This window comes from Kitasatospora sp. NPDC091207 (assembly GCF_044768625.1).
Classification (GTDB): Bacteria; Actinomycetota; Actinomycetes; order Streptomycetales; family Streptomycetaceae; genus Kitasatospora.
In genome coordinates this window covers 1-17,220 of the sequence record NZ_JBIVVS010000029.1, presented here as the reverse complement: position 1 = coordinate 17,220, position 17,220 = coordinate 1, and the positions used below count along the sequence as shown (strand labels likewise).

The window sequence follows — 17,220 nt, the reverse complement described above, 5'->3', positions numbered from 1 at the left end:
GGACGGGCAGATGGCTCCGACGACCGATTGGAGACGGGCCGCATGCGCAGGACCCGCTCGGCACCGCCGACCGGCCCGGCCCGTCCCGCCGCGATCGCGGCCACCGGCGGGGAGGCCGCTCCGCCGGGCCCCGCCGTAGATCTCTGACCTCACGAGCGGTCCGCTCCGTGGTGGCCGACGGGCCGGTCAGAGCCGCCGTCCGGACACCGTTCCGTGCCAGCTGACAACCGTTATAACAAATCTGACGATCAGACGGAGAATCCAGCACCATGCAACGAGTCTGCCTCGCCCTGCCCACCATGCGTTCCTGCCCCGGCACCATCGTGGACCTCGCCGAGGAGGCGGCCTACGCCGTCGCGACCTTCGGGGTCGAGGTGCACCTCCTCATCCTCGACACCACGGACGCCGCCGAATTCGCGAAGAACGCGGACGCCGTGGCCTCCCTGGCCCCCACTCCCGGTGTGTTCGTCCACCACCTCGGCAACGCGCAGCAGCGGGAGTTCCTGCGTGGAGTGGCCGAGCGCTCCGGCGGCGCCGACCCCGAGCTGCTGCTCGACCTGATGCTGCCGGGGGCCGTCGCGTACGGTTCCTGCGTCAACCGGCTCTTCCTGGGCGCCGCCGCCCTGGGCTGCACCTCGGCGCACCTGCGCAACGACGACTTCGACTACCAGGTCGTCGACGGCCGGAAGATGTTCCCGATCCACCACGAGCTGCTCTCGATCGGCCGGCCGGCCGGCGAGGCGGTGGCCGGCGTGTCCCGCTCCGAGCTCGACCCGGCCGACGCGGACAAGCCGGTGATGCTGGTCAGCGGCTCCTTCATCGGCGAACTCAACGTGGACATCGGCGAGATCCACGAGATGGACCCGGCCGTCTACCGCGACATCGTGCGCCTGTGGACCCCGCCGGTGTGGCCGGAGGAGGACCGGGACGCGATGGTGGACGTGTCCTTCAAGGGCGCCGGCGCCGAGTCGTTCAGCTCCGACGACTCCGTCCTCGGCGTGCCGGACATCTGGGACGTCTACATGTGCAACATCGCCCTGGACCACCGGGCCTACGAGGTGCTGCCGCTGCTGCCCTCGATCGAGACCATCGGCAGCGACTACGCCCTGTTGCACGCCATGGTCCACTCCCGGCTGCCCGGCGTCATCCACAACCGCCACATCGTCAACTACTACACGCCCGAGCGCCGCATCGGCGCCGGCTTCGTCTCGTACCAGCTGCGATTCGTCAAGTTCCTGCTCTCGATGCTGTACCTGTACCCGGTCTACGGCGGGATGATCGACCTCGGCCGCGGACTGCTGGACGAGCGGCACGAGCTGAAGGTCGAGCCGATCGTCGACCTGGTGCGGGGCAGCGTCGACTGGGACCGCGCCGGGAACGAGCACTGCCTGGACGTCCTGGACCGCTCCTACCGCAAGCTGGGCGGCAAGTACGCCGAGCTCGCGGACGTGGTGGCCGGGCAGCGGCAGCAGCTCCTGGACGAGGCCCAGGAGGACGCCGAGCGCTGGGCGGTGCTGGTGGACGCCTGGGCGGGGATGGTGGCCGCCGCCCGCGCGGAGGGCCTCCGCGTCGACGTCGCCGGGGCTGCCGGGTGACCTAGGGCGTCCTGATCCGGCGGCCGACGGACGACGGCCGGGACGCAAGTGGTCGCGCCGGGGTGTCGGGCCGGCCTGTCGGAGGGTCGGGGTGTCGGGCCGGGCCGGGAGGCGCGGCGCCGGCCCGGCCTCCCGGCTCAGTACTCGTTCTTGATCACGAAGAACGACCCGCGGATGGTGCCGGCGAGCTTCGACTTCTGTCGTGCGAACTTGAACCGGGAGGCGAGCTCCTCCGGGACCTCCATCCCTTCGGAGAGCTTGAACCCGACCGCTCGCTTCTTGGGGTCGTCGACGGTGTACATCACGTTGACCGACAGACCGCTCTCGTAGAAGACGTAGGCCATGCGGATGTTCTCGACCTGGAAGCCGGTGGCTTCGAGGGGCCGGGAGGAGATCACGATCTCCCGTTCCTCCTGGAGGATCCGGTGCACCCAGGCGACGGCCTCCGGGGCGTCGTCCGCGGGTTCCACCGTGAAGACGTGGTCGTACTTGTTCCTGAAGTAGCGGGCCTCGTTCGCCCGCAGACCGGCGAGCGCGGCCGCGACGGGCGACGACTCCAGACCGGCGGTCGATACGGTGTCGAAATCCACAGTGTGGGTCATGGCTGATCCGTTCTCGTCAACGCGCTCGAAGGACTGTGCCGGTGGGCGGGCCGGGGGTGCGGGCCCCGGTCGAAACGGTGACCTGGCGGGTACGGGACGGCACCGGGGCGGTACGGCCGCAGCCGCTCAACGCCGCACTCCGTCGATCGCGAGCCGCAGCTCGCGGGGCCCGCGCAGCACCGCGTTGGTGCGGTACGGCGGCGGGTCCGCCAGCAGCCGCGGCCGCTCCAGCCGGCGGGCGAGCTGGGCCAGGGCCAGCTGGGCTTCCAGTCGGGCGAGCGGTGCGCCGAAGCAGCTGTGGATGCCGCTGCCGAGGCCCAGGTGCTGGTTGTCCACCCGGTCGGGGTCGAAGCGGTCCGGGTCCGTGAACCGCTTCGGGTCGCGGTTGGCGGCGGCCGGCATCAGCCAGAGCGGCGCCCCCCGGGGGATGGTCGTGCCGGCGACCTCGATGTCGGTGATCGGCGTGCGGCCGGGCAGCATCTGCACCGGCGGCTCGTACCGCAGCAGTTCCTCGACCAGCGGCACCGCCAGCCGCGCGTCGGCGCGCAGCCGCTCCAGCACCTCCGGGCGGCGCAGCAGGGTGAGCATGCCGTTGGTGATCAGGTTGACGGTCGTCTCGTGGCCGGCGATGAGCAGGAGGGCGGCGGTGCTGAGCACTTCCATGCCGCTCATCCGGCCCTCGGGGCCCTCGCCGGTGGCGAGTTGGGAGAGCATGTCGTCGCCGGGCGCCTTGCGGCGCTCCTCGATCAGCCCGTTCAGGTAGAGGCCGAGTTCGATCCGGGCCTGCTGGGCGACGCGGTCGCGGTCGGTGACGTCCTGGCCGGGCTGCGGGTCGAGGGCGGAGACGAGGACGTCGGCCCAGCCGTGGAAGCGGCTCTCGTCCTCGCGGGGGACGCCCAGGAGGCGGCAGATCACCGTCACCGGGAACGGGTAGCAGAAGCGGTCCAGCCAGGCGTCGCCGTTCACCGGCCACCGCCTCCGTGGCCGCCTGCTCCCCCGCCGCCGGCGGGCGCGCTCCGCTCCCGGTCACCGTCGTCGACGAGGATCGCCTGCACCGGGCACGCCGCGACCGCCCGGGCGAGACGCTCCCGCTGCTCGCTCCCGGCCCGGGGGGTGTAGAGCAGCGCCTCGTCCCCGTGCATCCGGAAGACGTCGGGCGCGAGGAAGGCGCACTGCGCGTACCCCTGGCAACGATTGAGATCAACGACCACCCTCACCCGGGCACCACCCTCACGACACGCGGTCAACGTCCACGCCAGCCTCCGTCGCCGCGGCCGCCGCCGCCCGTTGTGGGACCCCCATCGAGTGACCCGCTCGGGCACGGCTCCGGAGGTCGGCACGGGTCACAGGTCGGCACGGGTCACGGGTCGGCACGGGCCGGGGCCCCTCACGCGCGGCCGCCCGGCCCGGCGGCCGCGCGTCGGTGTGGTGTCCCTCACCCTTTCGGCTCCCCGACCGTTCGGCCCCCTACGATCTTCCTCGGCGCGGGCACCCACCGGACCGTCCCGCCGCGTCCCGCGCGTTGTCGTCCACCCGAGGAGAACCGCCCCCGTGACCACCGGCACCGTCGCGCCCGACAGCTACTACCAGCGGACGGACGAGCACCGCTACAAGCCCACGGCCCACGCCGGCGGCGCCTGGCACAGCGGGGAACAGCACTTCAGCCCGCTGGCGGGCCTCGTCGCCCACGCGATCGACCGGTTCCGCGCCGCACGTCCGGACGACGGGCTGGCCCTGGCGCGGATCAGCTACGACATCCTCGGGCCGATCGCCCTCGACGAGTGCGAGATCAGGGTGGAGAGCGTGCGGCCGGGCCGCACCATCGAACTGGTCGAGGCCGTCGTCCTCATCGGCGACCGCGCCGTGGTCCGGGCCCGGGCCTGGCTGCTCGCCGTGGGCGACACCGGCGCGGTCGCCGACAGCCCCCACGAGCGGATCTCCCCTCCCGAGGCCGTCGCGCCGTGGGACATGAGCGCGCAGTGGGACGGCGGCTTCGTCTCCTCCGTCGAGGTCCGCCGGGCCGCGGCCCGGCCGGGCCGCTCCGTCGCCTGGATCTCCAGCCGGCTGTCGCTGGTCGCCGGCGAGCCCAGCACCCCGCTCGCCTCCTACCTCGCCCTGGTGGACGCCGCCAACGGGATCGCCGTGCAGCAGCCGCCCACCGCGTGGATGTTCCCCAACCTCGACCTGACCGTCCACTTCCACCGGCAGCCCCGGGGGCCGTGGACCGGCCTGGACACCACCGTCAGTTTCGGACCGGCCGGCCACGGCCGCACCAGCTCCGTGCTGCACGACCTCGACGGCCCGGTGGGCCACGCCGAGCAGATCCTGACCGTCCGGCCGCTGCCGCTGCCCGGCTCGTAGCGCCGGACAGCGGGAGCGCCGGCCGGTCAGGCCGGCGCGGGGAACCGGCCGGTCAGGGGTGGCACAGGGCCTCGGTGAGGCGGTGGGCCGCCTCGGTGACGGCCCGGGAGAGCTGGGCACCGGGGTGCCGGGTGAGCCGTTCGATCGGGCCGGAGACGGAGACCGCGGCCACCACCCGGTCGGACGGGCCGCGGACGGGCGCGGAGACGGACGCGACCCCGACCTCGCGTTCGCCGATGGACTGCGCCCAGCCGCGGCGCCGCACACCGCTGAGGGCGGTGGCGGTGAAACGGGCGCCCTGCAACCCGCGGTGGAGCCGCTCGGGCTCCTCCCAGGCGAGCAGGATCTGGGCGGCGGAGCCGACCTTCATGGGGAGGGTGATCCCCACCGGCACGGTGTCGCGCAGGCCGGAGAGCCGCTCGGCGGCGGCCACGCAGATCCGGATGTCGCCCTGCCGGCGGTACAGCTGGGCGCTCTCACCGGTGACATCGCGCAGCTGGGCGAGGATCGGGCCGGCGGCGCCCAGCAGGCGGTCCTCACCGGCGGCCGCCGACAGCTCGGAGAGCCGGGGGCCGAGGATGAACCGGCCCTGCAGGTCCCTGGCGACCAGGCGGTGCTGTTCGAGTGCGACGGCGAGCCGGTGGGCGGTGGGCCGCGCCAGGCCGGTGGACGCGACGAGGCCGGCCAAGGTGGCGGGACCGGCCTCCAGGGTGCCGAGGATCGAGGTGACCTTGTCGAGCACACCGACGCCGCTCGTGTTTTCCATGAATGGGTACTCCGTCTCAAATCCCGTGAGCAGCGGGTGGGATCCGCTCACGGAGGCTCCGTGCGGGGAGCCGGGGGGGTGGTCAGCGAGGGCGGGCCGAAGGGGTCGGCGGATTGCCTGCGCCGGGCACGAGACGGGTACGCGGAAGGACCGGGACGGGAAGCGCCCGGACGAAGGACAGCACTGAGAGCACCGTGTCTCCTCATCTTTCCCGCGCCACATTGGCGACAGGCCGGAGTTGGCACTGCTCCCGGTCGGTGCGGCGTACTTCGGACGCCGGGTCGACCGGGGAGTTGCCGGGGCTTCGTAGGGCCGGTCCCTCCACCCCTCTGGATGATTCGCGTGGAACTTTACAAGATCCCCCCAACCACCCTCCAAACCGCCCCCCACCCTCGGCCGCGGGACGTGCTCCCCGGACCGCTCGCCCGACCGGTACCCGCCCGGTGCGAGAGCACGCGTTCGGCGCGGACGGCGCGGCACCCGCGTGCCGCCGTCCGCGCCGTCGCCGCGCTCGACCGTCAGGCTCCGGTGGGCGTCACCGCGCACTCGTCGTCGGCGACGATGTCGAGGTACCTCTCGTCGACGAGGACGTTGATCTTGTACTCCTTGTCGCCGAGCTCCTTGGGCTTCCGGTCCTTGTCGAGCCACTCCTGCACCCCGCCACCGGGCATCGCGAAGGCGGCCGCGGTGTGCCCCCGCCAGACGTCGAACGGCTTCAGGACGACCAGGCAGTGGTAGCTCCTGCCGTCCTCGTTCGCGTCGCCGTTGAGCGCGTCCGGCGTCACCGAGCGCTGGACGAACGGTGTGCCGGGATCGGCGAAGTAGCCGCCGTGGAGCGCGCCGAAGCGGTCCAGCTTGGTGCCGGCCGGCACCGTCCACAGCGTCTTGTCGACCACGCCGTTGACCTGTTGGAAGCCGCGGTCGGGCGGGTACACCCAGACCTTCTCCGGGCTCGGGTCGGCGTACAGCTTCACGAAGTTCTTGGCGCTGAGCCCGCCGAAGCGCTGATAGCCCCTCAGCATGACGGCGACCGGATCCGTGTTCGGCAGGGCGGCGGGCCCGAGGCGGCGCTGTCCGCAGTAGTACCGCTCCGGATGGGGGTCCGCCGGTGCGTCCGGGCACTCGTCGGCGCTGACGAGTGTGGTCTTCACCGGCCGGGCGACCGCGTCTCCCGCGACCGCGACGCCGGTCAGCGGCAGAGCACAGGCGAGGGAGACGGTGAGCATCGGGCGAAGGCGCATGTGGCGCTCCGTTCCTTGAGGTGTCGAGGCGTCGAGGTGCCGGCGTTCATCGGTCTCGTGACGGGACGTGAGGTTCGCGGGCCGGCCGGCGAACAGCTGCCCGACGTCGGACCCCCGCACCCCGTCCATCGCGCCGGCTCCCCGGAGTCCATCATTCGTATACGGACCATAGGGCCGGCGGCCCACCCGGCCGGCACGCCACACCGGACCCCCGGGGGCCGGTCAGCCGACCGGCCCCCAACAGGCCGGCGGGCTCCACCGGGCCGAGGTCCGGCGGCGGGACACCGGCAGCCCGGCGGGAAATCGAAATGACCCGGGCTCGCCGGGAACCGCCCGGCTTGATCGACCCCATCGAACAGGGGCAGGATCCTGCTCCATGGAAGAGACCTGGATGATTGTCAACTCCCTTGCCGCAAAGCTCGATTCACACTTCGACCGGAGCGACGAGCAGCGGTGGACGGTGCAGGCCCTCAAGCTCCAGGAAGAGGCCGGAGAGGTCGCCGAGGCCGTCATCGGGGCACTCGGCGCCAACCCCCGCAAGGGCTATTCGCACGACTGGGACGACGTCCGCAAGGAGACCTGCGACGTGGCCCTGTCCGCCCTGGTGATGCTCGCCCGGATGGGCGGCGACCCCCGGCGGTTCTTCGACGACCACCTCCGCTCGGTCGCCGCCCGCGACACGGGGGGCGCCGGCCCGGCCTGAACGCCCGGCAGCCCGGCGGCCGCGCGACAGGACACCGGGTGGCTGACCGCCGTCCCGAGGTCCACGAGTCAGCTCGCCGGTCCGTCCGGTCTCGCCGGGAGGGCCCTCCGCTCGGAGACCACCCGCCCCGGACGGCCGGAACGGCCGCGCGCGTGGTCCCCCGTCCTGGGGAACCACGCGCGCGGCCGTCCGGGAGGACGAGCGGGCCGGGCCCGCCCGGCCCGGGTGCGGATCAGGCCTCGCACCCCTTCGGACCGCGCGGCGAGCGCCGCGCACCGACCGCCAGCACCACCACGGCGGCCGTGATCACGACGCCGAGCGCCAGGCTCACCGGACCGGTGCCGAGGCCGAGGCCGCCGCGCTCACGGCTGACGCCGGCCCAGTCGGCGAAGCAGGCGCCGAGCGGGCGGGTCAGCACGTAGGCCCACCAGAAGGCGAGCACGGACGGCATCCGCGCCAGCCGGTGACCGAGTGCGGGCACGGCGATCAGCGCGGCGAAGACCAGCCCGGAGGTCAGGTACCCCCAGCCGAAGGTGGCCGCGGTCAGATCGCCGACGGCCGTGCCGAGCGCGAAGGTCGCCATGACGGCCGACCAGTAGAAGAGCTCGGGCCGCCCACCGGAGACCGTCTCGACCGCGAGCGTGCCCTCCGTCCGGCGCCACAGCCGGAACACCAGGGCCAGGGCCACGGCGAAGACCGGCGCGGACACCGCGTACGGCACCCCGAGGGCGACATGGGCGACGTCGGCGGCCATGGTGCCGAACACGCTCACCATGACCACCGCCGCCCAGTAGACCGCCGGCACATGGCGGCGGGTGCGCGCCTGGGCGAACAGCACCGCCGCCAGCAGCAGGCCCGCCGAGCCGACCGCCGGGATCGGCCCCATCGTGCGGGCGAGGTAGTCGGAGGTGGTCTCACCCATCCCGGTGGTGAGGATCTTGACCACCCAGAACGCGGCCGTCACCTGCGGGACCTTGTTCCACACCGGCCGGCCGGGCCGGGCGCGGCGGCCGGCCGCGCGTGTCATTGTCGTGCTGGCGCCCAAGACGACGGCGCTCCTTTCCCGAGGCGCGGCCCGGCCGCGCCGACCCGATGGTTCAGCCGCCCAGGACCGTGTTGCCGGTGATCGTGCCGGTCGCCCCGTCCACGGTCACCGCGTGCCGGACACCGTCCGGGCCGACCACCACGGCCCGCCAGGCCCGGCCGCCGCCCTGCTCGGCGACGGTGGTCAGCGACTCGACCTTGCCGCCGGCGACCCCGGACAGGGCCTTGGCGGCCGCGTCGGCCGCCTCCACCGACGGCAGCGGCGCGGGCGCGGCCTGTCCGCCGTGCCCGTCCCCGCGCCCGCCGTCGCGCCCCTCGCCCTTGCGGCCGTCCTTGCGCCCGTCCTGCCCCTCGTGACCGCGGCCCTCACCGCCGCGGCCGCCGTGCCCCTGGTGACCGTCCTCGGCCGCCACCGCGTGCTTGCCGTGCCCCTCGCCCTCGTGGTGGACGGCCACCGCGGCCGCGCCGCCGCCGAGCACCACCACCGCTGCCGCGCCGGCCGCGGCCCAGCGGGCCGGCCGCCCGCGCAGCCACCGCCGCCCGCGCAGCCCGTCGCGGAAGCCCTTGCCGCCCGGCCGCGCCTGCGGTTCCGTACCTTCGACGGGCTCGCTCACCGCGCCCACCCCGATCCTGTGCCACGGTCCGGGCCCTGCGCCCGGACGACGGGGTCAGCATGACCGGGCGTTGCTGAAGGAGCGCTGAAGACCTGAAGACGGCTTCAGCGGGCCGCCCCGGCGACCTGCCACCCTGGGGGCATGCGTGTACTGGTGGTGGAGGACGAGCGGCGACTGGCCCTGGCGCTGCAGCACGGGCTGACGGCGGAGGGATTCACCGTCGACATCACCCACGACGGGCTCTCCGGCCTCGCCCGCGCGACGGACCACTCCTACGACGTGATCGTGCTGGACATCATGCTGCCCGGGCTCAACGGCTACCGGGTCTGCGCACGCCTGCGGGCCGCCGGCAGCGACGCCGGCATCCTGATGCTGACCGCCAAGGACGGCGAGTGGGACGAGGCCGAGGCCCTGGACACCGGCGCGGACGACTACCTGTCCAAGCCGTTCTCCTTCGTCGTCCTGGTGGCCCGGCTGAAGGCCCTCGCCCGCCGCATCGGCAGCCGCGCGCCCCGGCGCACCGTCCTGGGCGACCTGGTGGTCGACTCCGCCGCCCGCACCTGCACCCGCGCCGGCACCCCGGTCCCGCTCACCCCCCGCGAGTTCGCCGTCCTCGACCACCTCGCGCGCCGGGCCGGCGAGGCCGTCTCCAAACGGGAGATCCTCGAACAGGTCTGGGACAGCGGTCCCGACAGCGATCCCAACACCGTCGAAGTCCATGTCAGCGCCCTGCGGCGCAAGATCGACACGCCCTTCGGACGCGCGGCGGTGCAGACCGTCCGCGGCGCCGGCTACCGCCTGGCGGCCGACGGTGGCTGAGCCGACCCCCGCCGGCCGGACCGTCCGCGCCGTGCGCCGCCGCGCCCGCGCGCTGCTGCACCGGCTGACCCGGCACCCCCGCGTCGCCCCGCTGGTCAAGCGGCTGGCACCCCGCTCCGTCCGCACCCGCACCACGCTGGCCGCCTGCGCCAGCGTCGCCGTCGTCCTGCTCGCCGCGTCCGCCGCCGTGCTCCTGCTGCTGCGCGTCAACCTGGAGCGCACCGTCGAGACGGGCGCCCGCGAACAGGCCCAGGCCGTCGCCCGGCTCGCCGCCGACGGCCACCTGGGCGCCTCGCCGCCCCTCGACCACGGCACCGACTTCATCCAGGTCACCGACGCCGACGGCCGGGTGGTCGCCGCCAGCCAGAACCTCACCGGCCGCGCCGCGCTCGCCCCCACCGGCACCCGCGACGGACACAACACCTACGACCTGCACGCCCTCGGCCGGGAACACCACCAACGCGTCAGCACGCTCACCGCCGACACGCCCACCGGCCCGGTCACCGTCCACGTCGGCGCCTCGCTGCGCACCGCCGACACCGCCGAGGACCTCACCACCGCCGCCCTCGCCGCCCTCAGCGCGCTCCTGCTGCTCACCGTCGGCGCGCTCACCTGGCGGGCGACGGGCCGGGCGCTGCGCCCGGTCGAGGCGATCCGCGCGGAGGTCGCCGCGATCGGCGACCGCGACCTCGACCGGCGCGTCCCCGAACCCCGCAGCGACGACGAGATCGCCCGCCTCGCCGGCACGATGAACGCCATGCTCGACCGGCTGGAGGCCGCCGGCACGCGCCAGCGGCGCTTCATCGCCGACGCCTCCCACGAGCTGCGCAGCCCGCTCGCGGTGCTGCGCACCCAGCTGGAGGTCGCCCGCACCCACCCCGACCCCGAGGTGCGCGCCGACCTGGTCGCCGGGGCCCTGGAGGACACCGAGCGCCTCCAGTCGCTGACCACCGACCTGCTGCTGCTCGCCCGCCTCGACGCCACCGGCGGCGACCGTCCCGACGAGCCGGTCGACCTCACCGGACTCGTCCGCACCACCGCCCTGGCCGGCGGGGCCCGGCCCCACCCGGTCACCCTCCACACCCCGGACGAGATCACCGTCACCGGCAACGCCCTGTGGCTCGGCCGGCTGCTGACCAACCTCCTGGACAACGCCCAGCGCCACGCCCGGCACCGCGTCACCGTCCGGCTGTCCAGGGACGGCGGCACCGGACAGGCCGTGCTCGACGTCGCCAACGACGGGCCCCGGATCGATCCGGCCGACCGGGAGCGGATCTTCGAACGGTTCACCCGCCTCGACGACGCCCGCAGCCGTGACGACGGCGGCACCGGCCTCGGCCTGCCCATCGCCCGTGACATCGCCACCCTGCACGGCGGCACCCTCACCGTCCGGGACACCCCGGACGGCACCACGTTCCGCACCCGCCTGCCCGGTACGGGGAGGTAGCCCGGCCGGTCGGGGGGACGCGGCGGCGCGACCGGTCAGTGCCGCGCCGACGCGGTGTAGTCCGCGCGCAACGTCACCAGGGCGCGCAGCAGGTCACCGGTGCGCAACAGGGTGCGCCCGTCCGGCGCGTGGACGTCCCAGAGCGCGGCTCCCGAGCGGACCGCGACGCCGAGCTCCAGCGGCCGGGTGATGTCGGTGACGTCGCTGACCGCGATCCGGTCCTCCTCGGCGAGGGCGCAGTAGGTGCGGCCCATGCACTTGACGAGCCGGGCCCGGCCGGGAGCGAGCCCGCAGCCGGGGGGTTGCGGGCAGGAGCCGGTGGGGGATCCGCCGACCGGGCGGGGCGAGGCATCGAGCATGACCTGTCACTCCAAGACATCGGACCGACACACAGCGTCAACTGTGGCACAGGCCCGGTTCCCGCCAAAACGCCACCACGCCGACGACGTCCGGCGGGTGAGGAGCGGGGGCACCTCGCGGTACGGGGGCGGAAGGGTCACGCCGCCGCCGGCCAACGCTCGTTCGTGCACCGCCCCGGCGGTACGGGGCGGGAGCGCCTTCCCCGGCGCGGGCGGAGCGCCGGCCGGGGAAGGGCCAGGGCCTCGGACGGTCGTTCGCGCGGCCCGGGTTCCGTTCGAATGAGGCCTCCCCGGTGCGGCGCTCCCGGCCCTCGGCGGAGCCGCCCGGGACGGCCGCCGGCGGGCCGGCAGCCGTCCGGGGCGCTCAGGCCGCGTAGCGGACCGGGAGTTCGGCGAGGCCGCGCAGGAAGTCCGAGGAGCGCCAGCGCAGCGAGCCCGGGGCCACGGCGAGTTCGAGCACGGGGAAGCTCGCCAGCACCTCCGTCAGGGCGACCCTGATCTCCTGCCGGGCCAGCTGGTGGCCGAGGCAGAAGTGCGGGCCGTGGCCGAAGCCCAGGTGGGCGGAGGTGGAGCGGGAGATGTCGAAGGCGTGCGGGTCCTCCCGCAGGGCCGGGTCCCGGTTGGCGGCCGACAGCAGGAAGCGGACCAGCTCGCCCTCCCGGATCACGACGCCGCCGGCCTCGACGTCGCTCAGCGCGACGCGGTTGGTGGTGGACAGCAGCGACCCGCGGAACCGCAGGGCCTCCTCGGCGGCGGCCGCCGCCAGCGCCGGGTCGGCCCGCAGCCCGGCCAACTGCTCCTCGTGGGTGAGCAGTTCCAGCAGGGCGCTGGCGATGACGTAGGCGGTCGTGACGTGGCCGGCGAACAGCAGCACCGAGCTGAAGCCGACCAGTTCCTCCCGGGTGAGCGCCGAGCCGTCGTCCAGCTCGGCGGTGACCAGCTCGCTGAGCAGGTCCTCGGTGGGCTCGGCGCGCTTGGCCTCGACGAGGTTGGCGCAGTAGGCCGCGAACGCGTCCTTGGCGGCCTCCCGGACCGGCGCCGACGGCGAGTCCATGTTCTTGACCCGGGTGTGGAACACCTCGCGGTCGGCCAGGGGGACGCCGAGCAGCTCGCAGATCACCTCCAGCGGGAAGGGGTTGGCGAACGCCTCGATCAGGTCGACCGTCCCCTCCCGGGGCAGCCGGCCGAGGATGCCGCGGGCGATGTCGACGAGCCGCGGTTCGAGCTTGCGGACCGTCCGGGAGGCGAAGGCGGCGCTGACCAGGCGCCGGTAGCGCGCGTGGTCGGGGTTGTCCTGCTCGAAGAGCACGATCGGGGCGTCGGGGGTCTGCGCGGCGCTCGGCGCGTGGGTGTGGAGGTCGTTGGAGAGCCGGGAGTCGCCCAGCAGCCGGCGGGTCAGCGCGGCGTCGAGGACGGTCCAGGCCTCGACGCCGTCGGCCTGCCGGGTGCGGATCACGGGGTGCCGGCGGGCGAGCTGTCCGAGCTCGCGTTCGGCGTCGGGGAGTGCGGAGACCTGGACGAGGTCGAGGACGGGGATCACGGTGGTCCTTCCTGCGCGCCGGGGGTCCGGGCCGGGGTTGTGGGAGGGTCAGGAGCCGGGGATCTGCGGCAGCTCGCGCAGCCAGAGGTGACGGCTCGCGATGCGCCAGCGCTCCCCCTCCTTCTCCAGCAGGTCGACGTAGGAGCCGCTGCGGCCCGGCTCGTTCCGGCCGTCGTCGAACGCGAAGCTGACGGAGAGCAGCGACCGCGCCTCGGCCGTGGTCGCGTCGAGCCGGGTGACCAGCGTGTTGGCGGTCAGGTGGCGCTGGTGCGCGCCGCGCACCCCGGTGTTGTGCCGGTACAGCGCGGCCATCGCGGCCACGATGTGCTTGCGCGTGGTCACCGCGGGCGGGAAGCCCTCCGGCTGGGGGGTGAAGGTGAAGGTCGCCTGCTCGGTGAAGAGGTCGCCGAGCGCCTCGAAGTCCCCCGAGTCGTAGTACAGGCTGTAGGCGGCGACGACGTCCTGGATCGCGGCCCGGTCGGCCAGGAAGGCCGGGTCGAGATGCCCGGTCGATCCGGGCACGAGGCGGGTGCGGGCGGGCGCGGTGTCGGTCATGTGCGGTGTTCCCCTTGGTCGAGTGCCGGACGTGGTGGGTCGGTGGGCGTCAGCGCGGCGCCGGGGCGAGGGCCGCGATCCAGTCGCGGACGGCCGCGCCGGTCCGGGCCGCGTGCTCGCCGATCATCGTGCAGTGGTCGCCCTCGACCTCCAGGGCGGTGTGCTCGTGCGGCCAGGACGAGCGCCACTCCTGACCGGTCATCGGCTCGTCGGGCGAGCCGGGCACGCAGCGGGACGGCCGCACGAACAGGGTGGGCACGGTGGTCCGCTCCGGCTCCCAGCCGCGGAACATCCGCCGGTACCGGCCGATCGCGGTGAGGCCGGTGTAGCCGAGCGCGGTGAACGCCTGCCGGCGGACGATGACCTCGTAGTTCATCGCCCTGCGCATCTGCCGGGACATGGTGGCGGGCAGATAGGTGTCCAGCAGGACGAGACCGGCCGGATCGGTGCCGAGCGCCTGGAGGCGGGCGGCCACGCCCTGGGCGAGCCAGCCGCTGGACGAGTAGCCGAGCAGGACGAACGGCTCACCCTCGGCACAGCGCAGGGTCGCCTCGGTGAGCACGTCGAGCAGGACGTCGCGGGAGGCGGCGAGCGGCTCGCCCGCGCGGAAGCCGGGGACGGTGAGCACCGCGGTGCCGGAGAACCCGTCGAAGGCGGTCGCCAGCCGGCCGAACTGGATGGCGCCGTCGACCGGTGCGAACGGCGGGAAGCAGATCAGCCGGGGCCGGTCGGCACCGCCCTGCGACATCCGGACGAAGCCGGGTGCCCCGGCCAGCAGCGCCGGGTCCTCGCAGCTCTCCCGCAGCCCGGAGGCGCCGACCAGCAGCGCCTCCGCGTCGTCCATCTGGCCGCGCAGCGCCAGTTGGCGGTAGACGGAGCCGAGCAGCTCGTTGGAGTCCTCGGCGCCCGGCTCCGGCCGCGGGGCGCGGAGCACGGCGGTGCCGTCGCCGAGGGCCTCCGCCAGGTGCGCGGCGAGGGCGGACGGGGTCCCGTGGTCGTAGACGAGGGTCGACACCAGGTCGAGGCCGGTGGCCTCGGCCAGCCGGTTGCGGAGTCCGACGGTGGCGAGCGAGTCGAACCCGAGGTCGCGGAAGGGCTGTTCCGGGTCGACCGCCCGGGCGTCGGCGTGGCCCAGCTGCGCGGCGACCTCGGTGCGGACCAGGTCCAGCAGTTCGGCGGCGAGCTGCGCGGGGGAACGCTCGACGGAGCGGTCCCGGAGCGGGTGTGTCCCGGCACCGGCCGGGTCCGGGGCCACCGGCCCCGCGGCGCCCGCGAGTTCGGTGATCAGCGGACGGGGCCGGGCCGCCGTGTAGCTCTGGGCGAGCCGCGCCCAGTCCACGTCGGCGACGGTCACGCAGCCGAGGTCCTCGGCCAGGGCCTGGCCGAGGGCGGTCAGGGCGGTCGCGGGCGCCATCGGCCGTACCCCCAGGCGGTCCAGGTGGCGCCCGGCCGCGCCGTCGGCCATGCCGCCGGCCGCCCAGGGGCCCCAGGCGACCGCCGTCGCGGTGAGCCCGCGGTCGCGGCGCCGGTGGGCGAGCGCGTCGAGGTAGGCGTTGGCGGCGGCGTACGCCCCCTGGGCCGTGCCGCCCCACACGCCGGCGCCGGAGGAGTAGAGGACGAACGCGTCGAGGCCGGCGGAGCCGAACAGCTCGTCGAGGGCCAGCGCGCCGGCGACCTTGGCGGTGACGGTGGCGGCGATCGCGGCGGGGTCGGTGTCGGCGAGCCGGGCGGGCCCCGCGACCCCGGCGGCGTGCACCACCGTGCGGATGCGCGGGAGTTCGCCGTGCAGGAGGTCGCGCAGCCGGGCCGGCGCGTCCGGGGCGGCGAGGTCGCAGGCGAGCGCCTCCAGCTCGACGCCCGAGGCCGCGAGGTCGGCCCGCAGCCCGTCGAGCCCCGGGGCGTCCGGGCCGCGGCGGCCCAGCAGCAGCACCCGCTCGGCCCCGTGCGCGGCCAGCCACCGGGCGGTGTGGGCGCCGAGCGCGCCCGTGCCGCCGGTGATCAGCGCGGTGCCGCCGGTCCGCCACCGGGCGGGGCCGGCGGGGCCGTCCTCGGCCGGCCCGCGGGTCAGCCGGCGGACGAACGTGCCGAGCGGGCGGATCACGATCTGGTCCTCCGCGCCGGGGCCGGCCAGGACGGCGGCGAGGCCGGCCAGGGCGCGGTCGTCGGGCAGCGCCGGCAGGTCGACCAGGCCGCCCCAACGGTCCGGGTGTTCCAGGCCGATGACGCCGCCGAGGCCCCAGATCCCGGCGCCGACGGCGGACCCGAGGTCCTCGCCCGTGACGGAGACCGCGCCGGCCGTCAGGCACCAGAGCGGGGCGGCCACGCCCGCGTCACCCAGGGCCTGGACCAGGGTGGTGGTCGCGGCGACGGCGTGGACCAGGCCCGCGCCGTCCGCGGCGTCCGCGTCGCCCTGGTCCTGGTCCGCCCCGAGCAGCGAGACGATCCCGGCGAAGCCGTCCGCCGGGCCCGACCCGCGGATCCACCCGGCGAGCTCGGCGCGGTCGGCGGTCTTGGCGTCGAGCTCCCGGCGCAGGACCTCGGCCCCGTGGCCGGACAGCGCCTCGGCCACCGCGTCGCCGAGACCGCCGCCCGCGGCGGTGTGGACGAGCAGCCAGCGCCCGGCCGGCGCGGCGTCGGCGGTGGCGGGGGACCACGGCTCCCACCGCACCTCGTAGCGCCAGTCCCGCGCCGTCCGGGCGGCCCGGCTCCCGGTGCGCCAGGACGACAGGGCGGGCAGCAGGTCGTGCAGCGGCGCGTCCTCGGGCACCTCCAGCAGTGCGGCGATCCCGCCGGTGTCGGAGCGCTCGACCACCTCCCAGAAACCGGCGTCCGCGGCCACCTGGTCGCCGGCCACCGGCTCGGCGGCCGGCGCCTCGGGTTCGAGCCAGTAGCGCCGCCCCTGGAACGGGTACGTCGGCAGGTCGACGCGACGCGCGCCCGTCAGCCCGGCCGCCCAGTCGACCGGCGTGCCCCGGACGAAGGCGGCGGCCAGCCCGGCCGCGAAGGTCGCCACCGGGGGCCGGTCGCGGCGTTGGGTGGGAATCGCCACCACCTCGGCACCCGCCGTGCACTCCGCCACCATCGCGGTCAGCACCGCGTCCGGCCCCACCTCCACGAACGCCGACACACCCTCCCCCCGCGCCGCCCCCACCACGTCACCGAACCGCACCGCCGACCGCACCTGACCCACCCAGTACTCCGGATCGCACAACTCCCCCACCGAAGCCATCCGACCCGTCACATCCGACACCACCCCGATCGACGGCGCCGACAACACCACCCCCGCCAACACCTCACGCAAACCACCCAACACCGGCTCCATCAACGCCGAATGAAACGCGTGCGACACCCGCAGACGCGACGAACGCCACCCCCGCTCACGACACAACACCTCCACCGCGTCAACCGCCACCACCTCACCCGACACCACCACCGACCCCGGCCCGTTCACCGCCGCGATCCCCACCACACCCACACCAGCACCGGCGCCGACCTCCGCCAGCAGAGCCGCCACCTGCGACTCACTCGCCCCCACCGCCAACATCCCACCACCAGAAGGAAGCCCATCCATCAG

General features: G+C 74.9%; 15 protein-coding genes, 1 pseudogene and 1 riboswitch. Of the genes and pseudogenes, 5 read left to right on the top strand and 11 right to left on the bottom strand.

The genetic code is table 11. The features are described 5' to 3' along the window. Positions 1-269: 269 nt before the first annotated feature. Positions 270-1,595 (top strand): DUF6271 family protein, encoded by a 1,326-nt coding sequence (locus tag ACIQTO_RS32720; protein ID WP_402395822.1) that lies wholly within the window; start codon positions 270-272, stop codon positions 1,593-1,595. 137 nt (positions 1,596-1,732) lie between these two features. Here the strand turns inward: ACIQTO_RS32720 and ACIQTO_RS32715 are convergent, their stop codons facing one another. The 3 genes and pseudogenes from ACIQTO_RS32715 to ACIQTO_RS32705 form a co-directional block, all read right to left on the bottom strand. Further along, complete coding sequence (locus ACIQTO_RS32715) at positions 1,733-2,197, bottom strand: phage tail protein (protein ID WP_402395819.1); 465 nt, start codon at positions 2,195-2,197, stop codon at positions 1,733-1,735. A 126-nt stretch (positions 2,198-2,323) separates the two neighbouring features. Next, positions 2,324-3,145 (bottom strand): annotated as a pseudogene (locus ACIQTO_RS32710) (cytochrome P450); the annotation flags it as partial. 14 nt (positions 3,146-3,159) lie between these two features. Continuing rightward, entirely contained in the window at positions 3,160-3,414 is a 255-nt protein-coding gene (locus ACIQTO_RS32705) for a ferredoxin (RefSeq protein ID WP_402395817.1), read from the bottom strand. A 334-nt stretch (positions 3,415-3,748) separates the two neighbouring features. Here ACIQTO_RS32705 and ACIQTO_RS32700 point away from each other — a divergent pair, with 334 nt between their 5' ends. After that, complete coding sequence (locus ACIQTO_RS32700) at positions 3,749-4,558, top strand: thioesterase family protein (protein ID WP_402395814.1); 810 nt, start codon at positions 3,749-3,751, stop codon at positions 4,556-4,558. A 52-nt stretch (positions 4,559-4,610) separates the two neighbouring features. Here the strand turns inward: ACIQTO_RS32700 and ACIQTO_RS32695 are convergent, their stop codons facing one another. Then, positions 4,611-5,324 carry an IclR family transcriptional regulator gene (locus ACIQTO_RS32695; RefSeq protein ID WP_402395813.1) on the bottom strand — a complete coding sequence of 238 codons (714 nt, stop codon included), beginning with the start codon at positions 5,322-5,324 and terminating at the stop codon, positions 4,611-4,613. A gap of 199 nt (positions 5,325-5,523) precedes the next feature. Next, positions 5,524-5,664, bottom strand: a riboswitch (SAM riboswitch). Positions 5,665-5,842: 178 nt separating this feature from the next. Continuing rightward, positions 5,843-6,565 (bottom strand): TNT domain-containing protein, encoded by a 723-nt coding sequence (locus tag ACIQTO_RS32690; RefSeq protein WP_402395810.1) that lies wholly within the window; start codon positions 6,563-6,565, stop codon positions 5,843-5,845. A 376-nt stretch (positions 6,566-6,941) separates the two neighbouring features. On the opposite strand from ACIQTO_RS32690, the gene ACIQTO_RS32685 reads away from it, so the two are divergent. Then, positions 6,942-7,268, top strand: a complete 327-nt coding sequence (locus ACIQTO_RS32685) for a MazG-like family protein (protein ID WP_402395807.1) — start codon at positions 6,942-6,944, stop codon at positions 7,266-7,268. A 232-nt stretch (positions 7,269-7,500) separates the two neighbouring features. On the opposite strand, the gene ACIQTO_RS32680 is transcribed toward ACIQTO_RS32685, so the two are convergent. Continuing rightward, complete coding sequence (locus ACIQTO_RS32680; RefSeq protein WP_402395941.1) at positions 7,501-8,295, bottom strand: hypothetical protein; 795 nt, start codon at positions 8,293-8,295, stop codon at positions 7,501-7,503. Between the two features lie 70 nt (positions 8,296-8,365). Then, positions 8,366-8,926 (bottom strand): hypothetical protein, encoded by a 561-nt coding sequence (locus tag ACIQTO_RS32675; RefSeq protein WP_402395805.1) that lies wholly within the window; start codon positions 8,924-8,926, stop codon positions 8,366-8,368. Positions 8,927-9,067: 141 nt separating this feature from the next. Here ACIQTO_RS32675 and ACIQTO_RS32670 point away from each other — a divergent pair, with 141 nt between their 5' ends. Together ACIQTO_RS32670 and ACIQTO_RS32665 are read left to right on the top strand one after the other, a co-directional pair. Continuing rightward, entirely contained in the window at positions 9,068-9,745 is a 678-nt protein-coding gene (locus ACIQTO_RS32670; protein ID WP_402395802.1) for a response regulator transcription factor, read from the top strand. After that, complete coding sequence (locus ACIQTO_RS32665; protein ID WP_402395799.1) at positions 9,738-11,192, top strand: sensor histidine kinase; 1,455 nt, start codon at positions 9,738-9,740, stop codon at positions 11,190-11,192. Before ACIQTO_RS32670 ends, ACIQTO_RS32665 begins: the two co-directional genes overlap by 8 nt. 35 nt (positions 11,193-11,227) lie before the next feature. Here the strand turns inward: ACIQTO_RS32665 and ACIQTO_RS32660 are convergent, their stop codons facing one another. The 4 genes from ACIQTO_RS32660 to ACIQTO_RS32645 form a co-directional block, all read right to left on the bottom strand. Further along, the gene (locus tag ACIQTO_RS32660; protein ID WP_402395796.1) at positions 11,228-11,551 is read right to left on the bottom strand and encodes a hypothetical protein; all 324 of its coding nucleotides are present in this window, start codon (positions 11,549-11,551) and stop codon (positions 11,228-11,230) included. Between the two features lie 364 nt (positions 11,552-11,915). Then, a complete protein-coding gene (locus ACIQTO_RS32655; RefSeq protein WP_402395793.1) occupies positions 11,916-13,091 on the bottom strand; it encodes a cytochrome P450 in 1,176 nt (391 codons plus the stop codon). Positions 13,092-13,139: 48 nt separating this feature from the next. Continuing rightward, entirely contained in the window at positions 13,140-13,646 is a 507-nt protein-coding gene (locus ACIQTO_RS32650) for a nuclear transport factor 2 family protein (RefSeq protein WP_402395790.1), read from the bottom strand. 49 nt (positions 13,647-13,695) lie between these two features. Beyond that, entirely contained in the window at positions 13,696-17,190 is a 3,495-nt protein-coding gene (locus ACIQTO_RS32645) for an SDR family NAD(P)-dependent oxidoreductase (protein ID WP_402395787.1), read from the bottom strand. Between the last annotated feature and the right edge of the window lie 30 nt (positions 17,191-17,220).

Bases quoted from the DNA above. Each gene is read 5' to 3' on its own strand.
- ACIQTO_RS32690 (WP_402395810.1), bottom strand. From the start codon at position 6,565: ATGCGCCTTCGCCCGATGCTCACCGTCTCCCTCGCCTGTGCTCTGCCG.
- ACIQTO_RS32660 (WP_402395796.1), bottom strand. From the start codon at position 11,551: ATGCTCGATGCCTCGCCCCGCCCGGTCGGCGGATCCCCCACCGGCTCC.
- ACIQTO_RS32695 (WP_402395813.1), bottom strand. From the start codon at position 5,324: ATGGAAAACACGAGCGGCGTCGGTGTGCTCGACAAGGTCACCTCGATC.
- ACIQTO_RS32680 (WP_402395941.1), bottom strand. From the start codon at position 8,295: ATGACACGCGCGGCCGGCCGCCGCGCCCGGCCCGGCCGGCCGGTGTGG.
- ACIQTO_RS32650 (WP_402395790.1), bottom strand. From the start codon at position 13,646: ATGACCGACACCGCGCCCGCCCGCACCCGCCTCGTGCCCGGATCGACC.
- ACIQTO_RS32670 (WP_402395802.1), top strand. From the start codon at position 9,068: ATGCGTGTACTGGTGGTGGAGGACGAGCGGCGACTGGCCCTGGCGCTG.
- ACIQTO_RS32645 (WP_402395787.1), bottom strand. From the start codon at position 17,190: ATGTTGGCGGTGGGGGCGAGTGAGTCGCAGGTGGCGGCTCTGCTGGCG.
- ACIQTO_RS32685 (WP_402395807.1), top strand. From the start codon at position 6,942: ATGGAAGAGACCTGGATGATTGTCAACTCCCTTGCCGCAAAGCTCGAT.
- ACIQTO_RS32720 (WP_402395822.1), top strand. From the start codon at position 270: ATGCAACGAGTCTGCCTCGCCCTGCCCACCATGCGTTCCTGCCCCGGC.
- ACIQTO_RS32715 (WP_402395819.1), bottom strand. From the start codon at position 2,197: ATGACCCACACTGTGGATTTCGACACCGTATCGACCGCCGGTCTGGAG.